Annotated in this window: 14 protein-coding genes; all 14 read left to right on the top strand. The window is 61.9% G+C overall.

The window, feature by feature from the left end:
- The first annotated feature begins 166 nt into the window (after nt 1–166).
- The 14 genes from motA (at nt 167) to flhA (ending at nt 19,443) form a co-directional block, all read left to right on the top strand.
- Nucleotides 167–1,039 (top strand): flagellar motor stator protein MotA, encoded by an 873-nt coding sequence (gene motA / locus HNO52_RS12165; protein ID WP_197565565.1) that lies wholly within the window; start codon nt 167–169, stop codon nt 1,037–1,039.
- Entirely contained in the window at nt 1,036–1,983 is a 948-nt protein-coding gene (motB, locus tag HNO52_RS12160) for a flagellar motor protein MotB (RefSeq protein ID WP_197565564.1), read from the top strand. Before motA ends, motB begins: the two co-directional genes overlap by 4 nt.
- 55 nt (nt 1,984–2,038) lie before the next feature.
- Complete coding sequence (locus HNO52_RS12150; RefSeq protein WP_232090267.1) at nt 2,039–4,414, top strand: chemotaxis protein CheW; 2,376 nt, start codon at nt 2,039–2,041, stop codon at nt 4,412–4,414.
- A gap of 2 nt (nt 4,415–4,416) precedes the next feature.
- Nucleotides 4,417–4,911 (top strand): chemotaxis protein CheW, encoded by a 495-nt coding sequence (locus tag HNO52_RS12145; protein WP_197565563.1) that lies wholly within the window; start codon nt 4,417–4,419, stop codon nt 4,909–4,911.
- An 86-nt stretch (nt 4,912–4,997) separates the two neighbouring features.
- On the top strand, nt 4,998–6,365 hold the full coding sequence (locus HNO52_RS12140; RefSeq protein ID WP_197565562.1) for a methyl-accepting chemotaxis protein: 1,368 nt from the start codon (nt 4,998–5,000) through the stop codon (nt 6,363–6,365).
- Nucleotides 6,366–6,454: 89 nt separating this feature from the next.
- Nucleotides 6,455–8,641, top strand: a complete 2,187-nt coding sequence (locus HNO52_RS12135) for a methyl-accepting chemotaxis protein (protein WP_197565561.1) — start codon at nt 6,455–6,457, stop codon at nt 8,639–8,641.
- A gap of 50 nt (nt 8,642–8,691) precedes the next feature.
- Entirely contained in the window at nt 8,692–10,884 is a 2,193-nt protein-coding gene (locus tag HNO52_RS12130) for a methyl-accepting chemotaxis protein (protein WP_197565560.1), read from the top strand.
- 20 nt (nt 10,885–10,904) lie between these two features.
- The gene (locus tag HNO52_RS12125; protein ID WP_197569214.1) at nt 10,905–11,747 is read left to right on the top strand and encodes a CheR family methyltransferase; all 843 of its coding nucleotides are present in this window, start codon (nt 10,905–10,907) and stop codon (nt 11,745–11,747) included.
- 134 nt (nt 11,748–11,881) lie between these two features.
- Nucleotides 11,882–12,943, top strand: a complete 1,062-nt coding sequence (locus tag HNO52_RS12120) for a protein-glutamate methylesterase/protein-glutamine glutaminase (protein WP_197565559.1) — start codon at nt 11,882–11,884, stop codon at nt 12,941–12,943.
- Between the two features lie 57 nt (nt 12,944–13,000).
- A complete protein-coding gene (locus HNO52_RS12115; RefSeq protein ID WP_197565558.1) occupies nt 13,001–14,779 on the top strand; it encodes a methyl-accepting chemotaxis protein in 1,779 nt (592 codons plus the stop codon).
- Nucleotides 14,780–14,855: 76 nt separating this feature from the next.
- Entirely contained in the window at nt 14,856–15,245 is a 390-nt protein-coding gene (gene cheY / locus HNO52_RS12110; RefSeq protein ID WP_111415342.1) for a chemotaxis response regulator CheY, read from the top strand.
- Between the two features lie 35 nt (nt 15,246–15,280).
- A complete protein-coding gene (gene cheZ / locus HNO52_RS12105; RefSeq protein ID WP_197565557.1) occupies nt 15,281–15,973 on the top strand; it encodes a protein phosphatase CheZ in 693 nt (230 codons plus the stop codon).
- Nucleotides 15,974–16,177: 204 nt separating this feature from the next.
- Nucleotides 16,178–17,365: a flagellar biosynthesis protein FlhB gene (flhB, locus tag HNO52_RS12100; RefSeq protein ID WP_197569213.1), complete on the top strand. Its 1,188-nt coding sequence runs from the start codon at nt 16,178–16,180 to the stop codon at nt 17,363–17,365.
- Nucleotides 17,362–19,443: a flagellar biosynthesis protein FlhA gene (flhA, locus tag HNO52_RS12095; RefSeq protein WP_197565556.1), complete on the top strand. Its 2,082-nt coding sequence runs from the start codon at nt 17,362–17,364 to the stop codon at nt 19,441–19,443. The genes flhB and flhA overlap by 4 nt, the downstream gene beginning before the upstream one ends.
- The last annotated feature ends 1 nt before the right edge of the window (nt 19,444 follow it).

Genomic DNA, 19,444 nt, shown 5'->3' with positions numbered 1-19,444 from the left:
TGCGTAACAAGACGCCGCCTTCGGGCGGCGTCTTGCTGTAAGGAGGCGCCGAGTGGGCAGGTGAGCGAGCTGGCGTTCTCTTTTTGGCTGCCAGGCCTCAAGTGTGGCAACGCTTGGCCGATAAGTAGTGATAACGATGGCTTACATCCATTAAAGGGTATCGGTTGTGCTGATTCTACTAGGGTACTTCGTAGTCTTAATGTGCGTCTTCGGCGGCTATGTGCTGGCCGGGGGCTATCTCGGACCACTCTATCAGCCGACCGAGCTGCTGATCATCGGTGGGGCTGGGGTAGGGGCCTTCATTGCCGCCAATAACGGCAAGGCGATCAAGGCGACGTTCAAGATCATTCCCAAGCTGCGACGTACCAAGAAGTACAACAAGCAGATGTACATGGAGCTGCTGGCGGTACAGTTCAAGCTGCTGACCAAGGTGCGTCGCGAAGGCATGCTCGGCATCGAGCGCGATATCGACACCCCCCAGGAAAGCGCTCTGTTTCAGGAGCACCCCACGGTGCTGGCCGACCCGATGATCATGAATTTCATGACCGACTACCTGCGCCTGATGGTGGCCGGCGGCATGGATCCGATGGAGATCGATGAATTGATGCTCCACGAGATCGAGACCTTCGAGCAGGAAGCACATATTCCAGTGGATGCCATTGCCAAAGTGGGCGATGCCATGCCGGCATTCGGCATCGTCGCGGCAGTCATGGGGGTGGTGAAGGCGCTGACATACGCCGATGCGGGCCCCGAGGAGATGGGGCAGATGATCGCCCACGCCCTGGTCGGTACTTTCCTCGGCATCTTGATGGGCTATGGCTTCATCAATCCGGTGGCGAGCAGCATTGAACGCCAGGTCAAGGAGGCGGAGAAAATGCTCCAGTGCATCCGCATCACTCTATTGGCCAGTCTGCACGGCTACGCGCCGCAGTTGGCGGTCGAGTTCGGCCGCAAGGCGCTGCATACCGCTGAGCGTCCTGGGTTCACCGAACTCGAGGAGTACGTACGTAACGCCAAGTCGGGTGCGGCAGCAGAATGAGTGCGGGTGGCGACAAGCGCCCGATCATCATTCGGCGCAAGAAAGTAGTCCACGCTCACCATGGTGGCAGCTGGAAGATCGCCCTGGCCGACTTCATGACGGCGTTGATGGCGCTGTTTCTGGTCATGTGGATTCTCTCTGTGGCAAGCCCGGAGCAGCGTGAGGGCGTCTCCGATTACTTCAGTACGCCGCTCGTCAGTGCGGTCACCGGCGGGGATCGTGCCGGCAGCACCAAGGTCATTCCCGGTGGCGGCCCCGATCCGGCCCACAGTGAAGGAGAGCGGGCCAGAATCGATACTCGGGAGTTTTCGCGCCCAAGCGAGCAACAGCGGCGCTTCTTCATGGACCTGCAGCGGCGCATAGAGACGGTGATCGAAGCCGACCCCGAGCTGCGTGAACTGCGCCAGCAGATGCGCTTCGACCTGACGCCCGAAGGGTTGCGTATCCAGTTGCTCGATACCGAGCAGCGGCCGATGTTTGCCATCGGCAGCGACCGCGTCGAACCCTACATGCGCAACCTGTTACGGACTATCGCACCGCTGCTCAACGATCTGCCCAATGACCTGAGCATCGGCGGTCACACCGATAGTCGCCCCTACGCGGGTGGGTATCGAGGCTACAGCAACTGGGAGCTGTCAAACGGTCGAGCCAATGCCTCTCGCCGAGAGCTGGTGGCCGGTGGGCTCGACTCGGACAAGCTGCTGCGGGTATCAGGCTTCGCCGACCGTGTGCTGCTACCCGATACCGATCCGTTCGATGCGGATAACCGTCGAATCGAGCTGCTGGTGCTGTTGCCGGAGGTTGCGGAGTATATTCGCCGTCCGAACATTCTGAACGGCCCCGGCGTGCCGAGCCCGATGAGCACCCGCTCTGACAGCGAAGCCGATCAGGTTCCCGTACAACAGTTCACTGAAGGCCTGCGTCGTGCTCTCAATCCCGAGTAGGAAGCGAGAGTAAGGCGTTGGACAAAACCAATTTTACATCAGGTGGGTGAAGCGCATGGATATCACGGATTTCTATGACACTTTCTTCGAGGAAGCCGAAGAGCTGCTGGCCGACATGGAGCGCTACCTGCTTGAGCTCGACGTGGACGAGCCGGATACCGAACAGCTCAATGCCATCTTTCGTGCGGCCCATTCGATCAAGGGCGGTGCCGGCACGTTCGGTTTCGACGTGCTTCAGAGAACCACTCACCTGTTCGAAAACCTGCTCGACCATACCCGCAAGGGCGAGCTCAAGCTGCGCCGGGATATCGTCGATATCTTTCTGGAAACCAAGGACATGCTCAGTGATCAGCTAAATGCCTACCGCAATAGCGACGAGCCCGATCAAGAGGCCTTCGAGCGTATCTGCGAGACGTTGCAGCGGCTGGCGCTGGAGGAAATCGGTCAGGATCTGGATGGCGGTGCCTCAGCGACACCGCCACCGAAGGCCGAGCCAGTCGCCGAGGCCGCCCCGGACAAACAGCCTGAAGAGGCTAAGCCTGCCGATGGCGAGCAGCGTATCGTGACGCTGCTGAACGTGGGCGAGAAAGATCGCCAGTTGCTGGTGGAGGAACTGGGGCAGTTGGGAGAAGTGGTCTCACACCAGGGCGACGAGCAGCGCTACGAAGTCGTGCTCGTCTCCAGCGATAGCGATGACGATATCGAAGCCGTGATGTGCTTCATCATCGATGGCGATCAGTTTCAGATCAGACCTGCCGCCTCCGGCCAGTCCGAGGAGACAGCCGACACGCCTCTCGTCGCCGGTGAAGGGGAGCGAGTCGTCACACTCTTGAATGTGGGAGAGAAGGATCGCCAGCTTCTCGTCGAGGAACTGGGCCAACTGGGCGAGGTGGTTTCACAGCAGGGTGACGAAGCCTGCTACGAGGTCGTCCTGGCTTCCTCTGTCAGCAATGACGATATCGAGGCGGTGATGGGCTTCATCATCGATGCCGAACAGCTGCACATCAGCCCCGCCGGTGCCGCCAGTGAAGCGGCAAGTGCGGAGAAAACAGCCGCAACGCCGGCATCGGTGGATGCCGTCAAGGCGACTGACACTCCCAAGCCTGCCGATAAACCAGTAAGTCGGCCGACCCCGAAAGCGACAAACGATGACGCTTCGAAGCCTGCCCGCGGCAAGGCCAAGGCAAAAGGGCCCGAGAGTTCTTCCATTCGTGTTTCCGTCGACAAGGTCGACCAGATCATCAACCTCGTTGGCGAACTGATTATCACCCAGTCGATGCTCGACCAGACCGTCAGCGAAATGGAGGGAGTCGCCGACAGCGCGCTGCTCAATGGAATGAGCCTGCTGCAGCGTAATGCCCGGGACCTGCAGGAATCGGTAATGTCGATCCGCATGATCCCGATGGATTTCGTCTTCAGCCGCTTTCCCCGGGTCGTGCGTGAGACCGCCGGCAAGCTGGGCAAGGAGATCGAGCTGGTCACCGAAGGCGAATCCACCGAGCTCGACAAGAGCCTGACCGAGCGCATCATCGACCCGCTGACGCACCTGGTGCGCAACAGCCTCGACCATGGCATCGAACCGCCCGACGTGCGCGAGGCGGCAGGCAAGCCGCGTACCGGCAAGCTGGTACTTTCGGCCAAACATCAGGGCGGCAACATCGTCATCGAAGTGATTGACGATGGTGCCGGTCTCAACCGCGACAGGCTACTGGCCAAGGCGCGCGAGAACGGCTTGCCCGTTTCCGACACCATGAGCGACGACGAGGTGTGGCAGCTCATCTTCGCCCCGGGCTTCTCTACCGCCAAGGAAGTGACCGACGTCTCCGGTCGCGGTGTCGGTATGGATGTGGTCAAACGCAACATACAGGGCATGGGCGGGCATGTGTTGATCATGTCCCAGCCAGGCGAAGGCACCACTATTCGCATCGTGCTGCCGCTGACGCTGGCGATACTGGACGGCATGTCGATCAAGGTCGGCAACGAGATGTTCATCCTGCCGCTATCCGCCGTACTCGAGTCGCTGCAGCCGGCCAAGGAGGACCTGTACGCCATGGCCGGTGACGACGTGGTGCTCAAGGTCCGTGACGAGTACCTGCCGGTCGTGGCGGTGCACGAGGCGCTGGACGTACCCAACGCCAAGACCAAGCTCACCGAAACCATCGCCGTGATCGTGCAGGGTGAGGGGCGTCGCTATGCCCTGCTGGTGGACGACCTGGTCGGTCAGCAGCAGGTAGTGGTCAAGAACCTGGAAACGAACTACCGCAAGGTGCCGGGAGTATCGGCCGCGACCATCCTCGGGGATGGCAGCGTGGCGCTGATCCTCGATATTACCGGCCTGCATCGCCTCAGCCGTGCCAAGAAAGAAAAGCGCCGGCCCGAACGCGAACTGCAATCACTCGAAGCTCTTACCGACAAAGCGCTGGAGACCTGATCATGAACCAATTGAAAGATGCAACATTGGCCGCAGCCGAAGCCCACAACCGTGAATTCCTGGTGTTCTCGCTGGGTGACGAAGAGTATGCCGTCGACATCCTCAAGGTGCAGGAAATTCGGGGCTACGAGAACGTCACGCGCATCGCCAACGCGCCGGACTTCATCAAGGGCGTGACCAACCTGCGCGGGGTCATCGTGCCCATCGTCGACCTGCGCATCAAGTTCCACCTCGACAAGGTGGAGTACGGCGGCCAGACCGTGGTCATCGTGGTCAACGTCGAGGACAGGGTCGTCGGTATCGTCGTCGATGGCGTGTCCGACGTGATGACGCTCTCGCCCGACCAGATCAAGCCGGCACCTGAATTCGGCGTGACCCTCTCGTCGGACTTCCTCAGCGGGCTGGGTAGCCTCGAGGATCGCATGCTGGTGATCGTCGATATCGACAAGCTGCTGACCAGCGACGAGATGGAACTGGTCGAACGCGTGGCTGAGTGAAGTAAGGCTGAACTAAAGTTCGCCGCCTGCTTGCCGATGTCCGTATTTAAGACGATGTTTTCGCACGCCGCTCACGAGGGGATGACGTGAAGTATCTCGACAACCTGACAGTCCGGGCCAGCTGGTTTCTGGTACTGCTGTTCTTCTGCGCGATGCTTGTCGCGCTGAGTGCCTTGGGCCTCTATGCGCTGCAGCAAGGTAGTACCGCCGTCGCTGCCATGGCACCGCATGCGGCGGAGTCTGGCGCTGCCTACCAGGCATCGTTTACCGCTACGGCCGATCTGATACGCCTGGCGATCGTTGCCATGCTGGCGGGTTCGGCAGTGGTCATGGGCATCGTGGTCTGGGGCATCAGCGTCAACGTGCTGCGACCACTCGCCCGTCTGGTCGGGTACTTCGAGGGCTTGGCGCAGGGCAATCTCTCCCAGCCGGTGGAAAACCGCGGCAACAACGAAATTGGGCGTCTCTTCACTTCGCTCAGGCACATGCAGGACGGACTGTCGGGCACGGTGGGCACCGTGCGCAGCAGCAGCGAGAGCATCTACCTGGGGGCCCAGGAGATCGCCGAAGGCAACGGCGAGCTGTCGTCCCGCACCGAACAGCAGGCCGCCTCGTTGGCCGAGACCGCTTCCAGCATGGAGGAACTGGCTTCCACGGTGGAACAGAACGCCGACAATGCGCGCCAGGCCAGCCAACTGGCCGCCGAGGCATCGCGCACCGCCGCCCAGGGGGGCGAGGTGGTCGGTGAGGTCGTCTCGACCATGCACGACATCAGCGAAAGCTCGCACAAGATGTCCGACATCATCGGTGTCATCGACACGATTGCGTTCCAGACCAATATCCTCGCCTTGAACGCCTCGGTCGAAGCGGCACGTGCCGGCGAGCACGGCCGTGGCTTCGCCGTGGTGGCTCAGGAAGTACGCAACCTTGCGGGGCGCAGCGCCTCGGCGGCAGGTGAGATCCGGGTGCTGATCAAGGCTTCTCTCGAGAAGGTGGATGTCGGTACTGCCCGAGTGGACCAGGCCGGCCAGACCATGGGTGAGATCGTGGCCGCTGTTCAGCGGGTAAGCGACATAATGAACGAGATCGCCTCGGCCTCGCTGGAGCAGAGCAACGGTATCGGTCAGGTCAACCAGGCCGTGACCCAGATGGATCAAGTGACTCAGCAGAATGCGGCGTTGGTGCAACAGGCCGCCACGGCGGCGACCCAGCTCGAGGCCGAGGCCGCTCGCCTGCGCGAGGCCGTATTGCGCTTCCGGCTGGCTGGGCAGGCGGAGGAGTCCTCTAGCGCACGCCAGCGCACGGAGCGCATGAGCCATCAAGCAGAGCCGGCGAAGGCCCTGCCGTCAGCAGTACATCGCGATCCGCTGCCTTCCGGTCGCTCTAATGGTGCCAACGACGCATCGAGTGGGTCGAGAAACGAAAAAATAGAAGAAGAGTGGGCCTCGTTCTGAGGCGGTAGAGCTCCTGGTTAGGTGGAGGCAGGGAAGCATACGCCCGTACTCCACCCCTGACGAATAAAGCCGGTACGGGGAACTTGTAAATGCGCAACAATCAGCCAGTCACGCAACGGGAATACCAGCTGGGCGATCAGCAGCTTCTGATCACCCGTACCGACCTTGATGGCCGGATTACCTATGCCAACGCTGCCTTCGTCGAGGTCAGCGGCTTCGAGCATGACGAACTCATCGGGGCGAACCATAACATCATTCGTCACCCCGACATGCCGGTGGAGGCCTTTGCCGATCTGTGGGATGTGGTCAAGAAAGGCGGATCCTGGCAGGGGTTGGTCAAGAATCGGCGCAAGAATGGCGACCACTACTGGGTGCGGGCTACGGTCACGCCGATTGTCGAGGAAGGCAAGTGTCTCGGCTATACCTCGGTCCGTACAGTCGTCGAAGCTGGCACTTCAGAAGCCGCTGAACGTGCCTATGCGAGGATTCGCGCCGGACGTTCCGGCCTCGCCATTCGTAAAGGCAGACTGGTGCGCCGGGGTCCACTGGGCTGGCTGGCGCGTATCAACCTGCACTCCATCCGCGCTCGCCTCTCCATGCTCACCTTTTCGGCACTGTTGCTGCTCGCGATCAGTGGCGGCGTGGGGCTCTATGGTCTGGAGGCATCGGGGCAGCGTCTGGCGGAGCTGAACCGTGACGGCTTGCAGGACGTCATACGCCTGCAACAGCTCGGCCAATTGGTCAATGAGGGACCGCAGGGGCTCAGCGCCGAGCAGCGCATGGATATCCTGGGCGAGCGGCACCAGCGAGCCGAGGGACTTTCCCGTATCGCCGGGCAGCTTACCGGGCTGTGGGGCGACTACCTGGATCGCGAAGTCAACCGTACGCCGATGGCGCTCGAGTTCGATGCTTCTTTGACGAGCTTCCTGACCGATGGCTTGGCCCCCATGGCCGAGGCGTTGGGAGGAGAAGAAGCCTTCGATGCCATGATGGCGCTGAACAACCAGACGGCGTCGCTGCGTGAAAGCGCGGATGCCCTGATCACCCAGGTGAACCAACTGATCGAGCAGCAGCGCCTGGCGGCGCTGGGCATGGCGGAAGAGGCCGAGCAGGGGCAACAGCAGATGCTGATGGGACAACTGGGTTTCATGGCGCTCGGCTTCGTGCTGCTGCTGGTCATAAGTTTGTGGATCATGCGGGCGATTACCCGGCCGGTACGCCGCGCGTCCGATTTCACCTTGCAGATCGCCTCGGGCAACCTGGCGGTGGCGACGCCGAAGCAGACGCGCGACGAGATCGGCGCGCTGCTCGGCTCGCTCGATACCATGCGCAAGAGTCTCTACAGCACTACCGAGCGTGTGCAGCAGGGCATCGACGTCGTGACCCCGGCATCGCGTTCCATCGCTCGTGGCAATGAGGACCTCTCGGCGCGCACCGAGCAGCAGGCCGCCTCGCTGCAAGAGACCGCCTCCAGCATGGAGGAGATGACCACCACGGTGCAGCAGAATACCGACAATGCGCGGCAAGCCAGCGGCCTGGCGCTGGACAACGCTGGCCGCGTGCGCGATACCGGCGAGTTGATGCATGGCGTGGTGCAGACCATGCAGCGCATCACGGCCGGCGCCGAGAAGATGAAGGACATCATCAACGTGATCGACTCGATCGCCTTCCAGACCAACATCCTGGCGCTGAACGCCTCGGTGGAAGCGGCGCGGGCGGGTGAGCAGGGGCGTGGCTTCGCCGTGGTGGCCGGTGAGGTGCGCAACCTGGCCGGACGCAGCGCGGATGCCGCCAAGGAGATTCGCCAGTTGATCGACGGCTCGGCCAGCGAGATTCACGAGGGGGCCAGCCAGGTGCAGCGCGCCGAGAGTGCGATGGCCGAGGTGGTGACGGCCTCGCAGCGGGTCAATGACATCATGAGCGAGATCACGGCGGCGTCCGAGGAACAGAGCAGCGGCATCGGCCAGATCAACCAGGCCATCACCGAGATGGATCAGGTGACCCAGCAAAATGCCGAGCGCGTACAACAGAGCGCGCGGGCGGCAGGCGATCTGCAGCACCAGGCAGAGCAACTGGCCCAGGCCATTCGTGTCTACCGCCTGCGCGGGGCTGGCCCCGAAATCGTGTCCAGCCAGCCAAAGGGGCAAGGGCACCAGCCTGCCGGCAGGGAGCCAGTGACCATGGCGCTTGGGTTGCAGCACGATCCGCGCCCCGCCAAGCGGGCTCCTGCCAAAGCGAGCAAGCACGTCGTGGAAGAAGAGTGGGAGACTTTCTGAAGGCAAGTCGTACCGATGGACTCACCCAGAGCGGCACAGGAATAATAATTATGCGCGACAATCAGCCGGTGACACAGCGGGAATTCAAGTTGAGCGATGAGCACCTGCTTATCACTCGCACGGATCTGGAGGGGCGGATCACCTACGCCAATTCGGCGTTCGTCGAAGTCAGTGGTTATTCCCATGAGGAGCTCATCGGTGCTCCGCATAACCTGATTCGTCATCCCGACATGCCGCAGGAGGCCTTCGACGATCTGTGGAAGACGATAAAGAAGGGCGCTTCCTGGCAAGGGGTGATCAAGAACCGGCGCAAGGATGGTGACCACTACTGGGTACAGGCGACGGTCACGCCGATTCTCGAGGAGGACAAGTGCCAGGGCTACACCTCAGTACGCACGCGTCCCGATGCGGCTGTCGCCGAAGCGGCAGCTCGCGCCTATGCCCAGCTTCGTGAAGGGCGACAGAAACTGGCCGTAAGGCAGGGCCAATTGGTGCGGCGCGGACTGCTGGGTGCGCTCTCGCGGATCAACCTTCATACCATCCGCGCCAAGCTGATCGCCCTGACCCTGGTGCCGGTATTGCTGTTGCTGCTCAGCGGGGGCGTGGGACTCCACGGCCTCAAGGTATCGGGTGACCGCGTAGCCCAAATCAACGGCAACGGCGTGCAGGATATCGCCGATCTTCAGCGTATCGACCAGTTGCTGAGCCAGTTGACGACCGACCTGGAGCGTCCGGTACGCAACCCCAGGGCGTTGCGTCTGGAGCAGATTCAAGAGCTGGCCGATCAATCCGAAGGTGTCGTCGAGCGAATCGATGCCTCCTGGGTAAGCTTCCTCGACGGCGAGGATACCGCCCGCGAAGAAGTCACTGCTCTCGATGCCCAGCTTGGCGTCGCCGTCGACAACGGCATCCGACCCACGCTGCAAGCGCTGATAGACGGCAGCGGCTTTGCCGCCTATGAAGCCTATAACGATGTGCTGCGCCCGGAAGTCGATGCCATCAGCCAGAGCATCAACGTACTGGTCGAGGGCAAGCTCGACTATGCCAACCAACTGGCCGAAGAGGCCGAGCGCGGCCAAGCCGTAATGCTCACGGGCCAAATTGCGGCACTGACGATCGGCATCCTGTTCCTGATCCTGCTGGGGTTCTGGACCCTGCGGGCGATTACTCGCCCGGTGCGCCGCGCCGTTGATTTCACCCTGCAGATCGCTGCGGGCAACTTGGCGGTACGCTCCCCCGATCGTGCGCGCGACGAAATCGGTGTGCTGCTCGGTGCGCTGAATACCATGCGCAAGAGCCTCTACAGCACCACTCGCAGCGTTCAACAAGGCATCGACGTCGTGACCCCGGCATCGCGTTCCATCGCCAGTAGCAACGAGGACCTCTCGGCGCGCACCGAGCAGCAGGCCGCCTCGCTGCAGGAGACCGCCTCCAGCATGGAGGAGATGACTACCACGGTGCAGCAGAACACCGACAATGCGCGGCAAGCCAGCGGTCTGGCCCTGGACAATGCCGGGCGCGTACGCGACACCGGCGAGCTGATGCATGGCGTGGTGCAGACCATGCAGCGCATCACGGCCGGCGCCGAGAAGATGAAGGACATCATCAACGTGATCGACTCGATCGCCTTCCAGACCAACATCCTGGCGTTGAACGCCTCGGTGGAGGCGGCGCGGGCGGGTGAGCAGGGGCGTGGCTTCGCCGTGGTAGCCGGTGAGGTGCGCAACCTGGCCGGACGCAGCGCGGATGCCGCCAAGGAGATCCGCCAGTTGATCGACGGCTCGGCCAGCGAGATCCATGAGGGCGCCAGCCAGGTACAGCGCGCCGAGAGCGCGATGGCCGAGGTGGTGACGGCCTCGCAGCGGGTCAATGACATCATGGGCGAGATCACGGCAGCGTCCGAGGAGCAGAGCAGCGGCATCGGCCAGATCAACCAGGCCATCACCGAGATGGACCAGGTGACCCAGCAGAATGCCGAGCGCGTGCAACAGAGCGCACGGGCGGCAGGCGATCTGCAGCGTCAGGCGGAGCTTCTCGACAGGGCAATTCGTGTCTTCCGGCTGCGTGGCACCGGACTCGAGCAGGTCCCTGTCGCCGCTGTGAGAGAGCAGGAGCAGACCTCGGAAAACACAGGGCGGTCACGCTCAGCAACCCCCGCCTTGTCGCATGACCCGCTTCCCGTGAAGCGTGCTCATGTTAAAACAAGCAAGGCGACAGCCGATGAAGAGTGGGAAACATTTTGACCAAGGCACAGAGCCCCGGGATGGAACCGGGGCAATGGTCCGGGCTGGGTCACCTCGAGCGTGACCTGATCCTAACCGACGATGATTTTTCCCGGATTCGCCAGCTGATCTATCAGCGCGCGGGTATCGTGTTGGCTGAACATAAGCGCGAAATGGTCTACAGCCGTCTGGCCAAGCGCTTGCGGCATCATGGCCTGACTCGCTTCAGTGACTACCTGGAGAAGCTGGCGCGCCAGCCCGATGCGAAGGAGTGGGAGGCGTTCACCAATGCGTTGACGACTAATCTCACGGCCTTCTTCCGTGAGATGCATCACTTCCCGCTGCTGGCCGAGCACGTGCGCAAGTCCAGTGGACCCGTACGAATTTGGAGTGCCGCCGCTTCGACCGGAGAAGAGCCATACTCGATTGCCATGACCCTGCTCGAAACCCTGGGGTCACGGGCTTCGGAAGCTCGAGTCGTGGCCACCGATATCGACACCGAGGCGTTGACACGAGCCCGTGCCGGGGTCTATCCCGTCGAACAAGTCCGCAAGATTGAAGAGAGTCAGGTCAAGCGCTTCTTCCATAAAGGAAGAGGTCAGCACGAAGGGCTTGCCAGGGTGCGACCCGAGGTGTCATCGATGGTGGAATACCTGTCGATGAACCTGCTGGCGCCACAGTGGCCGCTAAAGGGTCCCTTCGATGCGATTTTCTGTCGCAACGTGATGATCTACTTCGACAAGCAGACCCAGGCGCGAATACTCGAGCGTTTTGCTCCCTTGCTCAAGCCCGACGGTCTGTTATTCGCCGGCCACTCGGAGAATTTCTCGTACATCAGCAAGGTGTTCCGTCTGCGAGGGCAGACGGTATACACCTTGGCCTAGGCGTCTTCCGAAGCGCCGACGAACGAAGCCAGTTGCCGGACGAAGCCCTAAAGTTTTTGCCGACCCAGCCGATGTTTAAACATATGTAGTTGCCTTGGGGCGCAAAGACTCCCTAACGAGACAGGAGACCTGCCTTGGGATCTAACAGGATCAAGGTGTTGTGCGTTGATGATTCGGCACTGATTCGTGACCTGCTCAGCGAGATCATCAACTCCCAGCCGGACATGGAGGTCGTGGCCGTGGCGCCAGACCCATTGGTGGCGCGCGACCTGATCAAGCAACACAACCCTGACGTCCTGACACTCGACGTCGAGATGCCGCGTATGGATGGTCTCGATTTCCTCGAGCGGCTGATGCGCCTGCGGCCGATGCCGGTGCTGATGGTGTCGTCGTTGACCCAGGCCGGCTCGGAAATCACTTTGCGTGCGCTGGAGTTGGGCGCGCTGGATTTCGTCGCCAAGCCTTCATTGGGTATCCGTAATGGCATGCTCGAGTATGCCAATGACATTGCCGAGAAGATTCGTGCCGCGGCCAAGTCACGCCCACGCCAGGCGCGTCAGGCTCAGGCGACGCCCAGGGCAACCCTCAAGGCACCGCTGGTATCGAGCGAGAAGCTGATCATCATCGGGGCCTCCACGGGGGGGACGGAAGCGATCCGTGCCGTGCTGGAGCCGCTGCCGGCCAACAGCCCGGCCATCCTGATCACCCAGCACATGCCTGGCGGGTTCACCCGCTCCTTTGCCGAGCGGCTCAACCGCCTGTGCAACATTACGGTGAAGGAAGCCAGCGATGGCGAGCGGGTTTTGCCGGGCCATGCCTACATCGCGCCCGGCGATGCGCATCTGAAGCTCGCACGCAGCGGGGCGAACTACGTGGCCAGGCTCGATGACGGGCCGCCTGTCAATCGTCACCGTCCTTCGGTGGATGTGCTGTTTCATTCCGCTGCCACCCAGGCCGGACGCAACGCCATCGGCGTGATTCTCACCGGAATGGGCAAGGATGGGGCCGCCGGGTTGCTCGAAATGCGCCAGGCGGGTTCGCCCACGCTGGCTCAGGACGAGGCAAGCTGCGTGGTCTTCGGCATGCCGCGTGAGGCGATTGCACTGGGAGGCGCCGCCGAAGTGGCAAGCCTGGACGATATACCCGAGCGCCTGATGGCCCTGGTGGCGGCTTCAGGACGTGCGCAGCGAGTCTGAAGAATTAAAAAACAAGACAAAAGAATAGTGTCACCTTACGCAAGGAGCACCCTGGTAATGAGTCGACTGATTCGTAATATCAGTATCAATGTTTCGGTGATTGCCGCCTTGGTCAGTTTCGCCGTGCTGATCGGCGTGGTGGCGCTGCTCTCGTTCCTGTCCGAGCGCCAGGCGGAGCGTGTCATGACGGACCTCGAGCGTATCAATACTCAACAGCTCAACGAGATCAACCGCGCCGACGCTCTGCTCAACGTAGCGCGCGTCAGCCTCGAGATTGCTTCCAATCAAATCATGCTGGGGCGCATGGCCGATGCCAATCAGCAGCTCGATATCGCCGTGGACCGTATGGACCGGGCCGAGGAGCGTTTGAGCCATTTTTCCGCAGCGCCCAAATCCGATGACTCCTTGGAAATGGCCCTGGAGCTCGAACAGAATTTCACCACTGTGCTCGGCCTCGTTCGCGATCAGCACGAGGCGCTGGACCAACTGAATACGCCGGGCTTCAGCAAGCTGCGCGATGAGCTCATCGAGCCCAGTGTCGTGCTCGCCGACAACATGACCGAGTTCGTTCACTATGGTTTCAGCACGGGACAGGCGATGGCCGCCGACTTCCGTGCCCAAGCCGACCGATTCGCTGCCATCAAATTGGGTGCCCTGGTCCTGGCCGCGCTGGTACTGGTGCTGGTGTATGTCGGCCTGCGCGCCACGGTAATCCGTCCGCTCAACTCCGCGGTCAAGCATCTACAGACCATCGCCAAGGCCGACCTGACCGGCAAGATTCCCGAAGGTAGCCGTAACGAGATCGGCAAGCTGTTCAACGCCATGCGTAACATGCAGCAGAGCCTGACCCGCATCGTCGGCCAGGTCCGCGGCAGTAGTGGCTCGATTCATACCGGCACCCGCGAGATGGCCAGTGGCAATGCCGACCTGTCGTCACGTACCGAGCAGCAGGCGGCCTCGCTGGAGGAGACGGCCTCGAGCATGGAGGAGATTACCGCCACGGTCCGCCAGAACGCCGACAATGCGCGCCAGGCCAGCGGGTTGGCGCTGGACGCCTCCACCACGGCCGTGCGCGGGGGCGAAGTGGTCGATCGCGTGGTCAAGACCATGGGCGATATTTCGACCAGCTCACGAAAGATCAGCGACATCACCAGCGTGATCGATTCGATCGCCTTCCAGACTAATATCCTGGCGCTGAACGCCTCGGTGGAGGCGGCGCGAGCCGGTGAGCAGGGGCGTGGCTTCGCGGTAGTGGCCGGTGAAGTGCGTAACCTGGCCAGCCGCAGTGCAACGGCGGCCAAGGAGATCAAGGCATTGATCGATGGTTCCGTGTCGCAAGTGAAGGAGGGGTCGACGCTGGCCGAGCAAGCCGGCGAGACCATGGATGATGTGGTCAAGGCGGTACGGCGCGTCACCGACATCATGGACGAGATCGCCGCAGCCTCGCAGGAGCAGAGCGACGGTATCGAGCAGGTCAGCCAAGCGGTCGGGCAGATGGACCAGGTGACCCAGCAGAATGCCTCGCTGGTACAGCAGGCAACAGCGGTCGCCGCCTCGCTCGAAGAGCAGGCCAGCCGTCTCGAGCAAGCCGTGGCGATATTTCGCCTGTCAGGTGATGCCGGCAGTACAGGCACAGCGGCCGGCGATCAGTACAGGACGATCACCAAGTCATCCGATGGCGCTGTTGCCTGGGTCAAGCACAACGATAACCCTATCCCTGTGAAACCGAGCACGTCCGCTAGCTCTCCATCGCGTGAAGTGGCCGAGGTCGATCCCAAGCCGCATCGCAAAGCCCGGCGCGAGTCCATGGCTGAGGCTGAATGGGAAGAATTTTGACGGCTTAACAATACCCACGACGGCATTCGTCGCCGTCCGACGACGATCAATGTTTGTTAGATAAAGAGGAATCACGATGGCTGACAAGAACATGAGCTTTCTGGTGGTCGACGACTTTCCGACCATGCGCCGGATCGTTCGGAGCCTGCTGAAGGAGCTGGGGTACACCAACGTCGAGGAGGCCGAAGATGGCCAGGAAGCGTTGAGCAAGCTGCGCTCCGGCTCCTTCGAGTTCGTGGTTTCCGACTGGAACATGCCGAACCTCGACGGCCTGGAGATGCTCAAGCAGATCCGCGCCGACGATGCGCTCAAGCAGTTGCCGGTATTGATGGTGACCGCCGAGGCAAAGAAGGAAAATATCATCGCAGCAGCCCAGGCCGGGGCCAGCGGCTACGTAGTGAAGCCGTTCACCGCCGCTACGCTGGAAGAGAAGCTCAACAAGATTTTCGAGAAGCTGGGCAAATGACGCTGGCAGCCCCGCTTGCGGAAGGAGATTACAACATGAGCGCAAACGAGCAGCCAGGCCAGGCTCAAGCGGCCGGCGCCGCCGGCGAGGAACTTGTCCAGCGTATCGGACAGTTGACCCGCATGCTGCGGGAGAGCATGCGCGAGCTGGGTCTGGACAAGGAGATCGAGAAGGCGGCCGAGGCGATTCCCGATGCGCGGGATCGATTGAGCTACGTGGCGACCATGACCGAGCAGGCCGCAGAGCGCGCCCTCAACGCCATCGACCGGGCTCAGCCGCTGCAGGATTCGATCAGCAACGGCGCCGAGTCGCTGGACAAGCGCTGGGCCGAGTGGTTCGCCGAACCCAAGGAGCTCGATGAGGCGCGCGACCTGGTCAAAGAGACGCGCTCCTATCTGGCCGATGTACCCGACAAGACCCAGGCGACGCAGAAAGAGTTGCTCGAGATCATGATGGCCCAGGATTTCCAGGACCTGACCGGCCAGGTGATCAAGAAGATGATGGATGTGATCCGTGAGATCGAGCACCAACTGGTACAGGTGCTGATCGACAACGTCCCCGAGGAAGTGGCCCGCGAGAGCATGCAGCGCAAGGCCAACGATCAGTGGGAAACTGAAGCCCGTCGCCGGGAGGAGGGGTTGCTCAACGGTCCCCAGATCAAGCCGGGTGCCGATATCGTAACCAACCAGGACCAGGTTGACGATCTGCTCGATCAACTCGGCTTCTGAGTCCGGCGAAAGCTCTCTAGTACCCGTTCTGCCTGGACTCGCCATGTAGCCATTCGCTCTTCCAACAAGCGGCTTCCCCACCGCCATGCTTCCTCGCGCCGAAGGTCGAGGCCGATAAGGCCACGATCATCGGCGCTTTTTGTCGTATCGACCGCCTATCGATAACGCCACAATGGCCACCGTGCAAAAGAGTGTCTGGTGACCATGGCCGACGAAAGCAGCGATCAGGAAAAGACCGAAGAGGCCACGCCACGTCGCCTGGAGAAGGCCCGTGAAGAGGGCCAGGTTGCCCGTTCCCGAGAGTTGACGACGTTTATGCTGCTGTTGGGAGGCGTCGTCGGCATGTGGTCGATGGGGGGGATGCTCTACGACCAACTGGGGTTGGTCATGGAGCAGGCCTTCCTGTTCGAGCGGCAACAAGCGTTCGAGACCGGCCCCATGCTGAGCAACGTACTCGACCTGGGGAGTCGTACGCTGCTGACCATGCTTCCGTTGTTCCTGTTGCTCGCGGTGGTGGCACTGGTGGCACCGGCGATGCTGGGAGGGTGGCTGATCTCGGCCAAGTCGCTACAGCCCCAGTTGTCCAAGCTCAACCCATTCAAGGGCCTGAAGCGCATGTTCGGCACTCAGGCGCTGGTCGAGCTGTTCAAGGCGGTGGCCAAGTCGATACTCATCGGTGGGGTCGGCATGGCGTATCTGTACTTCAAGCGCGGCGAATTCCTGTCGCTGTTGGATCAGCCGTCTACCCAGGCGCTGGCCCGGGCGCTGATGATGGCGGCCGAGGCTTGCGGGTGGATGGTACTGACGCTGTTGGTGGTGATCCTGATCGACGTGCCTTATCAGCTCTGGAGTCATGCCAAGAAGTTGCGCATGTCGAAGGATGAGATCAAGCGTGAGCACAAGGAGTCTGAGGGCGACCCGCACGTCAAGGCGCGGATTCGCTCACAGCAGCAGGCCATGGCACGCGGCCGCATGATGACCAAGGTGCCCGAGGCGGACGTGATCATTACCAACCCAACGCACTATGCAGTAGCGCTACAGTATGACGAAAAGGGCATGAGCGCCCCGAGAGTGGTCGCCAAGGGCGCCGACATGGTGGCGGCGCGTATCCGCGAGCTCGGTGAAGAGGCGGGTGTGCCGCTTCTGCAAGCCCCACCGCTGGCCCGCGCCCTGTATCATCACGTCGATCTCGAGCACGAGATTCCGATGGACCTGTATACCGCCGTCGCGGAAGTCCTGGCCTGGGCCTTCCGCCTCAAGCACGTGTCACGAGAGGGGGGAGAGGTGCCGCCTACACCTGAGAATTTGCCCATACCGGAAAATCTGGAAGTGCCTGCCGCCGACGCGGTCGCTGACCAGGGCGCCGCTGGACCCGGCGGAGTGCGTCGATGAAGTCACTCAGTCATATCATCGGGCGCCGCGACTGGATGGGCGACGTACGCATGAAGCTGCTGGCCGGCCCGATCCTGATCATCATGATCCTTGGCATGATGATCGTGCCGCTGCCGCCGTTCGCACTCGACCTGCTGTTTACCTTCAACATCGCGCTGGCCGTCATGGTGCTGCTGGTCAGCATGTTCACCCAGAAACCGCTCGATTTCGCTGCGTTCCCGGCAGTGCTGCTGTTCACTACGCTGCTGCGCCTGTCGCTCAACGTGGCCTCTACCCGGGTCATCCTGATGGAAGGGCATCAGGGCGGCGATGCGGCCGGCAAGGTAATCGAGGCGTTCGGCGAGTTCCTCATCGGCGGCAACTTCGCCGTGGGTCTGGTGGTGTTTCTGATCCTGGTCATCATCAACTTCATGGTCATCACCAAGGGTGCGGGACGCATCGCCGAAGTGGGCGCGCGTTTCATGCTTGATGCCATGCCGGGCAAGCAGATGGCCATCGATGCCGACCTCAATGCCGGTTTGATCGGCGAAGAGGACGCTCGACAGCGCCGTGGTGAGGTCGCCCAGGAGGCCGACTTCTACGGCTCCATGGACGGTGCCAGCAAGTTCGTGCGTGGCGATGCCATGGCCGGCCTGGTGATCATGGTGGTCAACGTCATCGGCGGGTTGATGATCGGCATGCTGCAGCACGGCATGGGCTTCGGTGATGCCGCCAAGACCTATACGCTGATGACCATCGGCGACGGTCTGGTGGCCCAGATTCCGGCCTTGGTGATTTCGACCGCCGCCGGCGTGACCGTATCCCGCGTCAATACCGAGCAGGACGTCGGCCAACAGATGATCGGCCAGCTGTTCGTCAACCCCCAGGTATTGGTGCTGTCGGCCCTGGTCATGGGTCTGTTGGGCCTGGTGCCGGGGATGCCCAACCTGGTGTTCCTGATTTTTACCGGGCTCTTGGCCGGGTTGGCCTGGATGCTGACGCGCCAGAAGGAGCAGTTGCAGATAGAGCAAGAGCTCAATACCGAGCCGCCGCCTCAACCGGAAGCGCCCGAGGCCAGTTGGGAAGACGTCCAGTTGGTGGATACCCTGGGTCTAGAGGTTGGGCATCGTCTGATACCGCTGGTCGATCAGCGCCAGGACGGCGAGCTGCTGGGTCGTATCAAGAGCGTGCGCAAGAAGTTTGCCCAGGAGGTCGGCTTCCTGCCCGCCGTGGTACACATCCGCGACAATCTGGAGCTCGGTGCCAACACCTACGTGATCACCCTGAAGGGCGCCGAGATCGGCCGCGCCGAGGCTTTCCCCGGCCAGTGGCTCGCCATCGACCCAGGCCAGGTCACCGGCCAGCTTCAGGGCACACCGACTACCGACCCTGCCTTCGGCCTGCCGGCCGTCTGGATCGATGGAGGTCAGCGCGAACACGCCCAAGTCTACGGCTACACCGTCGTCGATGCCGGTACCGTGATCGCAACGCATCTCAACCACTTGTTGCATCGCCACGCGGCCGAAATGCTCGGGCGCCAGGAGGTCCAGAAGCTGCTCGACAAGCTGGGCGAGGAGCAGAAGTCGCTGGTCGAGGACGTGGTGCCCAAGGCTATCAGCCTGACCGTGCTGCAGCGCATCCTGCAAAATCTTCTCGACGAAGACGTCTCCATTCGCGACATGCGCACCATCCTGGATACCTTGGCGGAATACGCACCGCAGCAGCAGGATAGCAGCGAGCTGACGGCGCTGGTGCGGATCATGCTGGGGCGGGCAATTACCCAGCAGTGGTTCCCCGGCCGCGATACGCTGAACGTGATCGGTCTGGATGCACAGCTCGAACAGGTCCTGCTGCAGGCCATGAATGGCAACGGGGCGCTCGAGCCCGGGCTGGCCGAGACCTTGATGAGTCAGACCGAACAAGCCGTGGAACGCCATGAGGCGAGCGGCGAGCCAGCGGTATTGGTCGTGCAGCATAGCCTGCGTCCGCTGCTGGCTCGTTTCCTGCGTCGGCGCATGCGCCATCTGGTGGTCATGTCGCAGGCGGAAATACCCGATGATCGGACACTGCGCATCGTGACGCTGGTGGGAGGTCGATAAC

Source organism: Halomonas sp. MCCC 1A13316 (assembly GCF_014931605.1).
Classification (GTDB): domain Bacteria; phylum Pseudomonadota; class Gammaproteobacteria; order Pseudomonadales; family Halomonadaceae; genus Halomonas.
This window is presented reverse-complemented; position numbering and strand designations above follow the sequence as displayed.

What these genes read in the sequence shown, in the direction of transcription:
- cheY (WP_111415342.1), top strand. Translation starts at nt 14,856, where the DNA reads ATGGCTGACAAGAACATGAGCTTTCTGGTGGTCGACGACTTTCCGACC.
- HNO52_RS12135 (WP_197565561.1), top strand. Translation starts at nt 6,455, where the DNA reads ATGCGCAACAATCAGCCAGTCACGCAACGGGAATACCAGCTGGGCGAT.
- HNO52_RS12115 (WP_197565558.1), top strand. Translation starts at nt 13,001, where the DNA reads ATGAGTCGACTGATTCGTAATATCAGTATCAATGTTTCGGTGATTGCC.
- HNO52_RS12145 (WP_197565563.1), top strand. Translation starts at nt 4,417, where the DNA reads ATGAACCAATTGAAAGATGCAACATTGGCCGCAGCCGAAGCCCACAAC.
- cheZ (WP_197565557.1), top strand. Translation starts at nt 15,281, where the DNA reads ATGAGCGCAAACGAGCAGCCAGGCCAGGCTCAAGCGGCCGGCGCCGCC.
- flhB (WP_197569213.1), top strand. Translation starts at nt 16,178, where the DNA reads ATGGCCGACGAAAGCAGCGATCAGGAAAAGACCGAAGAGGCCACGCCA.
- flhA (WP_197565556.1), top strand. Translation starts at nt 17,362, where the DNA reads ATGAAGTCACTCAGTCATATCATCGGGCGCCGCGACTGGATGGGCGAC.
- HNO52_RS12125 (WP_197569214.1), top strand. Translation starts at nt 10,905, where the DNA reads ATGGAACCGGGGCAATGGTCCGGGCTGGGTCACCTCGAGCGTGACCTG.
- motB (WP_197565564.1), top strand. Translation starts at nt 1,036, where the DNA reads ATGAGTGCGGGTGGCGACAAGCGCCCGATCATCATTCGGCGCAAGAAA.
- HNO52_RS12130 (WP_197565560.1), top strand. Translation starts at nt 8,692, where the DNA reads ATGCGCGACAATCAGCCGGTGACACAGCGGGAATTCAAGTTGAGCGAT.
- HNO52_RS12150 (WP_232090267.1), top strand. Translation starts at nt 2,039, where the DNA reads ATGGATATCACGGATTTCTATGACACTTTCTTCGAGGAAGCCGAAGAG.